At 60.7% G+C, this 12,058-nt stretch carries 9 protein-coding genes; 1 reads left to right on the top strand and 8 read right to left on the bottom strand.

Annotation, left to right across the window (positions count from 1 at the left end):
• Nucleotides 1-86: 86 nt before the first annotated feature.
• Nucleotides 87-713, top strand: coding sequence for an amidohydrolase (locus ABI796_RS18275; RefSeq protein ID WP_246095885.1), 627 nt, complete (start codon nucleotides 87-89; stop codon nucleotides 711-713).
• Here the strand turns inward: ABI796_RS18275 and ABI796_RS18270 are convergent.
• The 8 genes from ABI796_RS18270 to ABI796_RS18235 form a co-directional block, all read right to left on the bottom strand.
• On the bottom strand, nucleotides 710-1,381 hold the full coding sequence (locus ABI796_RS18270) for a FadR/GntR family transcriptional regulator (protein ID WP_141286013.1): 672 nt from the start codon (nucleotides 1,379-1,381) through the stop codon (nucleotides 710-712). The genes ABI796_RS18275 and ABI796_RS18270 overlap by 4 nt on opposite strands.
• A gap of 163 nt (nucleotides 1,382-1,544) precedes the next feature.
• Nucleotides 1,545-3,053, bottom strand: a complete 1,509-nt coding sequence (locus tag ABI796_RS18265) for an amino acid permease (RefSeq protein WP_141286011.1) — start codon at nucleotides 3,051-3,053, stop codon at nucleotides 1,545-1,547.
• Between the two features lie 136 nt (nucleotides 3,054-3,189).
• Nucleotides 3,190-4,605 carry an aspartate ammonia-lyase gene (aspA, locus tag ABI796_RS18260; protein WP_141286008.1) on the bottom strand — a complete coding sequence of 472 codons (1,416 nt, stop codon included), beginning with the start codon at nucleotides 4,603-4,605 and terminating at the stop codon, nucleotides 3,190-3,192.
• 13 nt (nucleotides 4,606-4,618) lie between these two features.
• On the bottom strand, nucleotides 4,619-5,641 hold the full coding sequence (locus tag ABI796_RS18255) for an asparaginase (protein ID WP_141286006.1): 1,023 nt from the start codon (nucleotides 5,639-5,641) through the stop codon (nucleotides 4,619-4,621).
• Nucleotides 5,638-6,357, bottom strand: coding sequence for a FadR/GntR family transcriptional regulator (locus ABI796_RS18250; RefSeq protein ID WP_141286004.1), 720 nt, complete (start codon nucleotides 6,355-6,357; stop codon nucleotides 5,638-5,640). The genes ABI796_RS18255 and ABI796_RS18250 overlap by 4 nt, the downstream gene beginning before the upstream one ends.
• A gap of 70 nt (nucleotides 6,358-6,427) precedes the next feature.
• Entirely contained in the window at nucleotides 6,428-7,306 is an 879-nt protein-coding gene (locus tag ABI796_RS18245; RefSeq protein ID WP_141286002.1) for a GIY-YIG nuclease family protein, read from the bottom strand.
• Nucleotides 7,306-10,749, bottom strand: a complete 3,444-nt coding sequence (locus ABI796_RS18240) for a DEAD/DEAH box helicase family protein (protein WP_303409148.1) — start codon at nucleotides 10,747-10,749, stop codon at nucleotides 7,306-7,308. Before ABI796_RS18240 ends, ABI796_RS18245 begins: the two co-directional genes overlap by 1 nt.
• Before the next feature lie 25 nt (nucleotides 10,750-10,774).
• Entirely contained in the window at nucleotides 10,775-12,040 is a 1,266-nt protein-coding gene (locus ABI796_RS18235) for a type II toxin-antitoxin system HipA family toxin (RefSeq protein WP_170224979.1), read from the bottom strand.
• Between the last annotated feature and the right edge of the window lie 18 nt (nucleotides 12,041-12,058).

Genomic DNA, 12,058 nt, shown 5'->3' with positions numbered 1-12,058 from the left:
GCTGGACGCTGCGGGGGTCAGGGGAGCCGTGCTGGTCCAGGCTGACGATTCCGTTGCGGATACGGAATCCGTGGGTGTTTGGTGTTGTGGGGTGGATTCGGCTGGACTCGCCGGCGGAAGCGGCCGAACAGTTGCACCGCTTCACGGCTCATCCGGTCTTCAAAGGTGTGCGGCACCTGATCCACGATGACCCGCGGGGTGACTTCCTGGATCTTCCGGCCGTTCGGGAATCCTTGGCATTGGTGGCACAGCATGGCCTCACCGTGGATATCCCCGATGCCTTTCCGCGGCATCTGGGTTCTGCGGTGCGGCTTGCCCGGGAGATCCCGGAACTCACCGTGGTGCTGGATCATCTGGGCAAGCCGCCGCTGGCAGATCCTGATCTTATGAAGCTGTGGAGCGCCGATTTCCAGGCACTGGGGCAGGAACCAAATACGGTGGCCAAGCTCTCCGGGCTGCATCTGCCGGGAGTTCAGTACACCGCGGATGCGCTGCGCCCACTGTTCGAGTCCGCGGTGGAAGCCTTCGGGCCGGAGCGTCTGATGATCGGCTGCGACTGGCCCGTGAGCACAATGGGCGCACCTTACGGCCGGACTCTTGATGTGCTGTTGGAACTTGTCTCCACCCTGAGTCCCCCAGAGCAGGATGCCGTGCTTGAGGAGACGGCCATCAGGACATACGGTTTGGCTGTCACTCCTCTTGCCGAGGGTTAGAGCGCCTGCCTCAGCCAGTTCTCCACGCCGCTGATGTGCACGGTCACCAGGGCCCGCACCAGTTCGGCGTCGCCGCGTTCCAGGGCATCCGTGATGGCCCGGTGCTCTGCCAAGGTGTGCGCCACGGCTTTCTCCTGTGTCAGGCCACGCCAGATCCTGGCCCGCACGGTGCTGCTGGACAGGGCCTCCAGCAGGCTGCCCAGGTAGTCGTTGCCCGCGGCTTCGGTGATGATGCTGTGAAAGTGGAGGTCATGGGCCACGAGTTCTTCTACGTCTGTGGTCTCGTCAATGCCGTCCATGGTGCTTCGCAGGGCCACGAGCTCATCAGGGGTGATTTTGCCCGCCGCCAAGTGCGCGGTTGCGGGCTCCAGGATTCGTCGGACCTCAAAGAGTTCCAGGATGGATCGGTCCTGGTGCAGATCCACCACGAACGCCACGGCCTCGTTGAGGAGTTTCGCATCAAGACTGGTCACGTAGGTGCCATCTCCGCGGCGAACATCCAACACACGGATCAACTCGAGGGCTTTCACCGCTTCACGCAGCGAACTCCTTGACAGGCCGAGCCGTTCGCTCAGTTCCTTTTCCGGCGGAAGTCGATCGCCGGCCTTGAGTTCGCCGCGGATCAGCATGTCTTTGATCTTGCTGATCGCCTCGTCTGTGACAGCCATGGACCAATAGTAGCCACGAATGATCCGATGTCTGTCTCCACCCGCGTCCCCACCCATTTGCGTCGCAGTTGGGGGCGTTAACGCACGACGGCGGCACCTCGGCTCCGATTGTTACGGAACCGGTGGTGCCGCCGTCGTGAACTAGCGGCGGGTCTTGGCGCTGTTACTTATCGCCGCCGGGCATGGGGCGGTTGGCGATGACCGGCGCGCTGCCGGTGTAGCCATCGCGGGTGGCGGCAAGCTCATGAATCTGCTTGCGGCACAGGAACCAGCCCCACACCATGAGCCCGCAGGCAATGGCGGTGACCAGCATGGTCAGCGGCGACTCGATGAACACCATGATCAGCACGGCCGCCAGGAAGATCAAGGACAACCAGCCGGTGTAAGGGGCGCCGAACATCCGGAAGGACGGGCGCTTCAGCCAACCCTTGTCAGCCCAGCGTTTGAGCTGCATTTGGCACAGGACAATGGTGGCCCACGTGACGATGATGCCCACGGAAGCGACGTTCAGGACGATCTCGAAAGCGTCGGACGGAACAAGGTAGTTCAGCGGAACACCCAGGAGGGAAACGCCCGCGGTGATGGCAATGCCACCGTAAGGGACGCCTGCCTTGTTCATGCGCTGGGCGAACTTCGGTGCAGAACCGGCCACCGACATGGAACGGAGGATACGGCCGGTGGAGTAGAGCCCGGCGTTCAGCGAGGACAACGCCGCGGTGAGGACAACGAGGTTCATGATCACGTCCACGCCCTCAACCCCGATTGAGCCGAAGAACGTCACGAACGGGCTGACACCCTTCTCATAAGAGGTGTAAGGGAGGAGCAGCGCCAGCAGAATGACGGAGCCAACGTAGAAGAGAGCGATCCGGATGACCACGGAATTGATGGCCTTGGGCATGATCTTCTCCGGGTTGGCAGTTTCGCCGGCCGCGGTTCCGATCAGTTCAATGGATGCGTAGGCGAACAGCACACCCTGCATGAGGATGATCATGGGCAGGACGCCGTTGGGGAAGACTCCGCCGTTGTCTGCTATCAGGCTGAAGCCGACTTCCTGGCCCTCCACCGGGGTGCCGAAGATGACGAAGTAGGTGCCCACCAAGAGGAAGGCCACCAGCGCGGCCACCTTGATCAGCGCGAACCAGAACTCCATCTCACCGAAGACCTTCACGGAGACCAGGTTCAGGCCAAGCACTACTACCAGGGCAATAAGCGCCCACGCCCACTGCGGAACGGCACCTATCCAGGCAACGTACTTGCCGAAGAACTCCATGTAGAGAGCCGCCGCAGTGATGTCCACGATGGTGGTGGTGGCCCAGTTGATCCAGTAGAACCAGCCCGAAACGAAAGCGGCCTTCTCACCGTAGAACTCGCGGGCATAAGAAACGAAGGAACCCGACGACGGGCGGTGCAGAACCAGTTCACCCAGTGCGCGGAGGATCAGGAAAGCGAAGAAGCCACAGACTGCATAGGCGATAACGAGGGAAGGGCCCGCTGCGTTGAGTCGGCCGCCGGCGCCCAGGAACAGGCCGGTGCCGATCGCGCCGCCGATCGCGATCATCTGGATCTGGCGGGGCTTGAGGTCCTTGTGGTAGCCGGAGTCCTCCTTGTGGAGGGCTTTCTCGCTGGCGTGCGCTTGGGCCGGGACCGTGTGGTCCGTGATGGGATTGGTCATTTGAATCCTTAGGGGTGTCCTGTTGGGGGTGTCCTGGGCGCGTCCGGCAGGGAATCCGGGCACGCAGAACAAGGCCTCGTGGGGGTATGCCTCATGGGGCGGGACGGCTGGGTGAAGCGCTTAGGCCAGTTTCGGCCTATTTGCTCAGATTTGCCAGACGTTCGGGGCTCAGCAGTTCTTCAAGCTGGGCAGCGGTCAGGAGACCATGCTCCAACACGAGTTCCGCGACGCCCTTACCCGTTGCCAGCGCCTCCTGGGCGATAGCGGTGGCCGAGGCGTAACCGATATGGGGGTTCAATGCCGTGACGAGACCGATCGACTGCTCCACGGTAAGCCGTAGCCGCTCGGTGTTTGCAGTGATGCCCCGGACGCAGCGCGCCGTAAGGGTGCGGCACGCTGCTTCCAGGTGGGAGATGCTCTTGTGCAGGCTGTGCACAATGATCGGTTCGAAGGCGTTCAGCTGAAGCTGGCCGGCCTCCGCGGCCATGGTGACGGTGACATCGTTGCCGATGACTTCATATGCCACCTGGCTGACCACTTCCGGGATCACCGGATTGATCTTGCCGGGCATGATCGACGAACCGGACTGCACGGCCGGAAGGTTGATCTCGCCCAAACCCGCACGCGGTCCTGAGGACAGCAAGCGGAGATCGTTACAAATCTTGGAGAGTTTCACTGCCACGCGCTTCAACACACCGGACAGGTGCACGAACGCGCCAACGTCCTGGGTGGCCTCAATGAGGTCAGCAGCAGTGAGGAGGGGAAGGCCGGTAACGTCGGCCAGGTGACGGCACGCAGCTTCTGCGTAGCCCGCCGGGGCATTCAAGCCCGTACCAATCGCGGTGGCCCCGAGGTTGATCTCGTGGATCAGCATGTGGGACTCGTCCAGGCGCGCGCGGTCCTCGCCGATGGTTACCGCGTACCCGCCGAACTCCTGGCCCAGGGTCATGGGAACCGCGTCCTGCAACTGCGTACGGCCCATCTTTACTACTGTCCGGAACTCGCGGCCCTTCTCAGCGAAAGCCAGCTCGAGTTCTTCGAGGGCTTCCAAGAGCTCCTTCACGGAGAAGATCGTGGCGAGGTTCACCGCCGTCGGGTAGACGTCATTGGTGGACTGGCTCAGGTTCACGTGGTCATTCGGGTGAAGCTTGGAGTAGTCGCCCTTGGGGTGGCCCAGAATTTCCAGGGCACGGTTGGCGATCACCTCGTTGGCGTTCATGTTGGAACTGGTTCCCGCGCCGCCCTGGATCACATCCACCATGAACTGCTCGTGCAGCTTGCCGTCCAGGATGTCCTGGCAGGCCTGCTCAATGGCACCGGCCTTTTCGGCATCCAACAGGCCGAGCTCGTGGTTGGTGCGTGCGGCTGCCTGCTTCACGGCGGCCAGGCCCCTCACCAGGTGCTTGTTGGTGGAGAGGGGCTGCCCGGTGATGGGGAAGTTCTCTATGGCGCGGAGGGTGTGAACGCCCCAGTAGGCGTCCGCGGGTACATTGCGGTCCCCCAAAAGGTCGTGTTCGGAACGGAGGGGGATCGCCTGATCGACGGTGGTCATAGCTGTCCTTGGTTTAGTTGCTGAAAATTTGGGCTGCGCGAAGTTCGCCGACCGGAAGGCCGCCACCCAGCACAGGTGGGCTCTGAAGCGTGTCCAGGCTGCCGCCGTCGACGCCCAAACGGCGAAGAACCTCAACGGTGAAGGGCATGCGGGCGCGATCGCCGCCGTCGGAAATCTTCACTGCAAGGCCGGTGCCGTCCGGAAGGCCCACCAGCTGGAGGCCTTCGAAGCCGTCCTTCGCCAGCAAACCCGGGACGGCGCGCATGAGGGCAGTGACGTCGCGGCCCTCACCGGCCACCATCTCCGGGAATCGGCGCATGGCGTAGGCAACCTTGCCCTCGTCCGTGCTTTCATCCGCTGCGGCCAGGCGGCCGTAAGCGCGTGCCATTCCGTGAAGGGAATGAGCGAAAAGAGGCGTTCCGCAGCCGTCCGTGCTGACTGCAGCAGCATCCTCGCCGGTCAGCTCCGTGATGGTCTCCCGGACCAGGACCTGCAGCGGGTGCTCGGGGTGCAAGTATCCCTCCACAGGCCAGCCGTTGATGACGCAAACGGCGGTCATGGAAGCGTGCTTGCCGGAGCAGTTCTGTGCGATTTGGGTAGGGCCGTTGCCGGCGCGGAGCCATTCTTCGCGCTCCTTCACTCCATAGGGGAGGTCCGTGCTGTTGCCCAGGGCCGCTTCGGTGAGGCCGTGCAGTTTCAGGATTTCGGTGGCGCCGTCGCGGTGTCTTTTGCTGCCGGAGTGGCTTGCAGAGGTCAGTGCGAGGAGGTCCTGGGGGATGTCCAGGCCGGCCTTCAGGAGCGCAACAGCCTGCAAGGGCTTCAGGCTGGAGCGGGGATACATGGGGGCGTCGGGTTCGCCGGCCTGTGACGCTGACGTACCGTCTGCTTTGAGGGCAATCAGTGAGCCGTAGTGGATGCTCTCCACCAGGCCATCCCGGGTTACCTCTACGAGCGGGACGTGCTGGGGTGTTTTCAGGCTCTGCGCTGCGGGGGCGGCTGTTGCGGCGGGCATGGTGTTGTCCTTGGGGTGGGTCATTTGCTGAGGATCGTGTCCAGCGCAACGCTGACGGCCTGAAGATGGGCGGCCATCGCTTTGCTTGCGGCTTCAGAGTCGCCGGCTTCAATGGCATTGAGAACGGCTACGTGTTCCTCATCCGAGCGGTGTTGCCGGTCTGCAACGAGGTTCAAGGTTTCGGATTGGTGGGCCAATGCCTCACGGATATCCGAGACGACGCTGGCAAACACGCGGTTTCCGCTGGCACGGGCCACTGCTGAATGGAAGCTGGCATCCAGGTTCACCCACGCTTCGGGATCGGTCTCGGTGAGCATCTCCTGGACGATTTCCTTGAGGTGCTCCAGCTCTTCCTCGGTCCTTCTTTGGGCGGCGAGGCCGGCGGCCGGGATTTCGATATGGGGACGTGCTTCGTTGAGATCACGCGCACTGTACTGACCCAAGGTAAGGTCATTAGCAACCTTGTTGGCCACAATGAAAGTGCCCTTGCCGGTTTTGGTGACGGTGAGGCCCAGGGTGTTGCAGGACCGTAGCGCCTCCCTGATGACGGAGCGGCTGACGCCGTACTGACCGGCGAGTGTGGCTTCGGAGATCAGCTTGGTGCCGATGTCGAACTGGCCGCCCTCGATCGCGCGCCTCAAGGCCGCGAAGACGGCTTCGGCTGCGGAGATGCGTGAGATAGGCGTATGCCCACCCTGGGGTCCTTGCTGTCCGGCTGTCCGGCTGTCTGACAGGTTCACGCTTTGAATATGGCACGGGTCACAAGTGCGTGTCAACGCTGAAAGAGTCGCTTCACGCTTTGGCGTCATGTCAGTTTCGGTTGAGCCCAAATTTTCGAGTCATGAGGGCAGCCTTGTAATGCGACTCGGCTGTGTTCACCTCGGACGAAGGCGTACTGGGCCCAAACACACGGAGAAGGCTGAAAACGAAGTGACGCGCATGGTCTGTCTTGACCCTCTTTGCTTCGCCTACGCTTTCATACGCCAGCTCACGGAGCGCCACGTTCCCGCCGTGACCGTCGCGGGCATAGCTCGTCCAACGGCCAAGAATCCGCTCGGAGCCGTCGGCCTTGCCTACATACTGTTTCCCATTACTGGAGTCGGTGATCAGGTAAATTCCCTGGACCTCGGCAAGGGCTGCCCGCCAGTCCGTGTAGCGCGGATCGATGACCATCTCTTGCAGTTGGTGATGTGTGAGCAGCACGCCGTCAAAACCGGGGAACGGGACCTTATCGCGGTCCGCGATCTCAACCACCTGCATCCTGGCTGCGCTCTCTGAACTGGCGCTCCGGTGCCAACTGCGGGGGTTATCCCAGTCAATGACGAGGCGGTCTTTGAGAGGAGCCAGGAATTCGACCGGTCTCAGATCGAAGTACCGGCATGCTTCCGTGCGCTCATGCACCAGTTCTCCGTGGTTTTCAAAGGTTCCCCAGAGCCGCGATCGATTCTTTCCGTCGGCGATGAGTATCACCCAGAGCCGTGGAGGATCAGCCGGGAAGCGACGAGAAGAGATGTCTTGTTCTCGTGTGTAAGCCGCGACGCGCTCATCCGTCAGGTCCTCAGGTCCGCGGAGCGCTGCCTCGTCATTCGGCCTGAATGAGTGGCGTATCACGTGGATATCATCCAGGGAAACTGGCGGAGCCAGCTCAGCCCCCACGCCGGCCAGGACGTGGGCCAGTGTGACGGACATCAGCCAACCCTCGCGTGGTTCTCAATGGAGCGGAGAATGCTGATCAACTGCCCGATCTTTTCACCACCGAACAGCGCACCCGGGCCGGACGGGGCCAGCTCGTCATACGGGGACTTGAACAAGGCTTTAGGGCTGACCTTTCCGTTTTCCATCAGGTGACTGGTCAGAACCTTGAGGAAGTTAAGCTGCTGGGCCGTGAGCGTAGTACCAGCCACAAACTCTGACAACGCTTCCTCAACGGCTTCGCGGTCCAAACCAACCAGGGAACGGACAAAGAGACCGAGTCCGTCATTGGCGGCACGGTTCAAGTCTTCGAGTGAACCCAAGCCGCTTTCCAGGAGAATGCGTTCAAGCTCGGCGAGGTCCAAGGCCGTGAGTTGCTTGTTACGCCGGAGTCGTTGGATGGTTGCGTGTTCCTCATATTGCGCCAAGTACGAACGCATTTTCTCTTTGTAACGAGGGAGATTCACGAAGCCATTTGTTGCCCCAGCCAGTTCGACTTCTTCAAGCACGCCGAGCTCGTCCTGGAAGTTTGTGTAGACCACCTTGCGTTTCCGCTTCTCGATGAGATGGACCAATCCCCGGAGCCGGCGTCGAATTTCTTCCAGCCATTCCAAAGAAACTGATTCCCATTCGTCGTCATGGAGGATGGTATCCAGCAACGGCAATTGAGCGGCAATGGCTGGGATGCTCTGTTGGTCTTGGAGGGCGGAGGCGATTGTTTGGATCTTTATCCGGAACGGCCCCACCGCCGACCCTTGCAGCGATGCCAACTCTGTTTGGAGCATGAGGTAGTCGAAGCGCTTAGCCTCTTCCGTGTCAGTGGGTGCACCGATGGAAGCGAGCCTGGCGATCTCGGTTTGCAAAGCTTGGTAGTCCTCAGCAGCCAGGGATGTCCACGTTGCTTCCTCGGTGAACCGGTCTACCCATTTGCGGGCCGGCTTGACGAGGAAGTTGTCGAGTGGAAGCCGGTCAACTGTGTGCTTCAGGGTATTCCGAAGGTCGGCAACCACAGGCGCTTGAGGATCCCATTGGAGGTCGGTGAAAGTCTGCAGGAGCTGCACGCGCGCCGCAAAAGTGGTCTCTGCGAGTGACTTGCCCAAAGACCCTTCGTTGCTGGGCATACCAGCGTTGAAAAACTCGGCATTGCGGCAGAGGTCGAAGATGAAAAAGTCTTTCTTGTCTTCGCCCGGCCCGTACAGTTCCGGGCGAAGACGGGTACCGCGTCCCACCATCTGCCAGAACTTGGTCTTGGATCTGACCATTTTGAAGAACACCAGATTGACGACGTCCGGGACGTCCACGCCGGTGTCCAGCATGTCCACCGAGATTGCGATTTGGGGGTTGCTCTCGGTAGTCGAAAACTGGTCGATGAGATTCTGCGCGTAGTTCACCTGATAGGTGATGACGCGAGCAAACTGGCCTTTGTACGCCGGGTAGTTCTTGTCGAAGCGTTTGGCGATGTACTCCGCGTGCCGGTTGTTCTTGGCGAAGATGATGGTCTTGCCTAAGCGATCCCCGCCGGCAACCTTGTGACCACGCGTCATGAGGACTTCCAGCGCCTTATCCACTGTGTCTGCGTTGAAGAGCCATGTATTGATGACGCTTGAATCGACCGAGTCCGGGATCTCGCCGTCTTCGTCCCATTCGAGCTCGTCCCACTGTTCTTTCTCAGCCTCTGGGAGGTCCTCGTACGAGATGCCTTGGTCGGGAAATTTCAGCGGAACCGGCACAACTCGCGGCGGCACGAGATATCCGGCCTCGATGGCCTCGCTGAGCTCGTAGGCGAACGTGGGAACATTGTCTTCGATGCCGAAAAGGGTGTAGGTGTTGCGGTCCACTTCTGACTGTGGCGTGGCTGTCAGCCCGATGAGGAGTGAATCAAAGTACTGGAAGATGGCCCTGTACTTTTGGTAGATCGAGCGGTGGGCTTCGTCGACGATGATGAGGTCGTAGTGGCCAATGCCAAAGGTCCGCTGGCCCAGCTTTCCTTCGGTTACGTTGATGAGGTTCATCATGGTCGGATATGTAGCCACGTGAATGCGGCTGTCCGCTTCATCACCTGAGCCCAGAATGACAGGGCTGGAACCCGGCAGGTGGGCCTTGAAGGCATTCGCTGCTTGCTTGACCAGGGCTACCCGGTCCGCCAAGAACAAAACCCGCTTGGCCCAGTTGGCTTCCTGCATGAGCTTGGCGAGTGCGACGACGGTGCGCGTCTTGCCCGTGCCGGTCGCCATGACTACTAGAGCCTTGCGCTCGAAGTCTTTCTCGTAGGCTTCCGTGACGGCCCGGATAGCGTTGTGCTGGTACGGACGTTCGACAATCGAGTTGTCGATTGCCTGTTCAGCCAGGGGCTTTCGGCTCTGCCTGCGGTTGACGAGAAGTTGGAGCTGATCGCGTGTGTGGAATCCCTGCACCGCGCGCTCCGGGTACATGGTGTCGTCCCAAATCCATGTCTCGTAACCGGAGGTGTAATAGATGACGGGGCGGCGGCCGTAGCGACGTTCCAGGCTGTCGGCGTACAGCTTGGCCTGTTGCTTTCCCACATGTGGATCCTTAGTGGTCCGCTTCGCTTCGACCACAGCTAGAGGCAGTCCGTCAGCGCCCCACAGTACGTAATCCACGTATCCGACGCCGTTGAGGGTGCCGCTAGTCGTGGGCATCGTGTCGACCTTGAACTCGCGGTCCTCTGTGTTACTGAGCGGCCATCCCGCCTCGTTGAGTTCCAGATCAATGAGGTGCCTGCGGGTCAGGGCTTCGTCATAGTCGTGGTGGTCGGGGACCGTCTGGTTCTGCTTCTTGGCCTCGGCAACTTCGGCCTGCAGAATCTCCAGCTGGGCCTTGAGTTCCGCGGAGTCGGCAGCTGCTTGCGCCAACGCCTCGTCTTTTGCCTTGAGCTGGCTTTCGAGTGCCTGGAGCTCTTCGGGTGACTGCTGCTGGACCGGAGCTTTTGGCTTCGGTGCCAGGGCTGCGGCATCGAAAACCAACGATGGCGGCAGCTGGCTACCGGTTTTGGCGTAATTTCTGGCGAGCCAATAGCAAACGTGGTGCAGCTCGCGGAGCACGAGCTCAGCGCCTTGGATGGTGGGGCCAACGGAATTGTGGACCGCATTGTTGCCGGCTTTGCGAATGATCGTGAGCTTGTTGGCTATGGGGCCGCCCACAAGATTCTTGAAGGTGGGCTCGTTCAGGAGGGCGTTGAGGTCATCCTTGTAGGGGGTCACCAACCCTGGCTCCACTTGGTACAGCCACTCAACAATGCGTTCGATGGTGTAGCGGGCGTAGAACACGGAAGCGCGGGGATCCACCCGGGCAAATTGTTCGGCCCGGCGTGCTTGCTGGGCCAACTCCGGCCACTCGCCCAGCATGAACCCAAAGTTGCTGGTAACTGCCCCCATGCAGCCGTCTCCGATCCGTTGTTCCGATGTCCTGGAAGTAGTCAATCATGAGACTGTGACTGTTTAAGCTTCATTTCAGATTGGTGGCTTCGACCAGTGGCAGCAGTTGTACTTTCGTAAGAGTGTCTTCGGCGACTTTCGGCAGAGATCCCAGCTGGGATTTCAGCTCTTCCCCGGCAGCTTCAAATGCCTCCACGATGCCCCCACAATAGTGTTCAACTATTTCCCTGGCCGCTTCTGCATCAACGCCGAATTGCGTGCCAGTTGATACCAGCATCTGCTTGCTGATTTTCTGTAGCGTGTACTCGCCTTTTACACTCATGGCTAAGTCGATGTTCGACGCCGCATCCCAATACGGGGCGTAGGTAGCGAGGTCGTAGAGCGGGGACAGTTGGGCCCTGCTGCCGTTGAGGAGCACGGAGTAGTTTTTGGCGTGTGCGTCGGTGCAACCGGCCACGGTGTTGAAAACGAAGGCCCGGTACAGCCCTTCGCCTGCTGCCCGGCGGTCCGCTTCAAAAGGAAGCGATCGGACAAGGGCGGCCATATCGCTCGCCCCCGGCCCGCCGTCACGGTGCTGGTATTTCTTGGCTGGAGAAACGCTCAACGCCTGGCAAAAGTCCTCTTGATGGATGCGGCGCCACGTTCCGTCCACTTCCTGGCGGTCATAGCGACGTGTCACAAATACGTCCCATTCACCGATGCGGGCGAGTTCGGACTTGGCCACTCCGAGCCCCAGGAAAGCTGCTGCCCTCATGGTCAGCTGTTCCACCACGTCCAAGCGACTGAAGGTGCCTGCCGCCGGTTTTAGGATGTGCGTGGTGGGAGTGGCGTCTTCGGGTACGGCCCATTTGCCGTTCGGAAGTTGATGCAAGGCAATTTTTGGCTGTGCCCCGGCAAGGCTGAAACGTCCTGCTGAGTCATCGTAGGGCGTGCCGTCCTTGTATTCAGTCACCACATGATCCAGCATCTCCGCCACGTCTGCATCCGAAACCGGCTGCACAGCTCCTCTTGAGAGGGTGCCATCAGAAGAGCCGGCACCGGGCGTCATGAATTGCAGCGCACCAGCTACATCGGCACCAATATGTTCGAGGATTGCGAAGGGGTTCGAGGGAGACACCCGGAACCGTCGGGCAATGGTCTGGAGGGCACCTTCACTGTCGGGCAGGAGTCCCTGCAGGAAGGGGAGCACGCTGCGCTTCTTATGGAGGGTGGCTGCCAGCGGCATGGACAGCGAAAGCGGGGTTGAATTCGCGACCGCCTGATACTCGGGGTCGTAGCGGAATGTCAGATTTCCGGACGGCGACTGTTCAACGCGGCCGCAGAGCGTCCCGTCCATAAAGACATCAAGAGCTCG

Source organism: Paenarthrobacter aurescens, assembly GCF_041549525.1.
Classification (GTDB): domain Bacteria; phylum Actinomycetota; class Actinomycetes; order Actinomycetales; family Micrococcaceae; genus Arthrobacter; species Arthrobacter aurescens.
Note: the sequence above shows the minus strand (reverse complement) of the source record. Positions and strands in the feature narration are given on the sequence as shown.

What these genes read in the sequence shown, in the direction of transcription:
- ABI796_RS18270 (WP_141286013.1), bottom strand. Translation starts at nt 1,381, where the DNA reads ATGGCTGTCACAGACGAGGCGATCAGCAAGATCAAAGACATGCTGATC.
- ABI796_RS18265 (WP_141286011.1), bottom strand. Translation starts at nt 3,053, where the DNA reads ATGACCAATCCCATCACGGACCACACGGTCCCGGCCCAAGCGCACGCC.
- aspA (WP_141286008.1), bottom strand. Translation starts at nt 4,605, where the DNA reads ATGACCACCGTCGATCAGGCGATCCCCCTCCGTTCCGAACACGACCTT.
- ABI796_RS18255 (WP_141286006.1), bottom strand. Translation starts at nt 5,641, where the DNA reads ATGACCCACCCCAAGGACAACACCATGCCCGCCGCAACAGCCGCCCCC.
- ABI796_RS18245 (WP_141286002.1), bottom strand. Translation starts at nt 7,306, where the DNA reads ATGTCCGTCACACTGGCCCACGTCCTGGCCGGCGTGGGGGCTGAGCTG.
- ABI796_RS18235 (WP_170224979.1), bottom strand. Translation starts at nt 12,040, where the DNA reads ATGGACGGGACGCTCTGCGGCCGCGTTGAACAGTCGCCGTCCGGAAAT.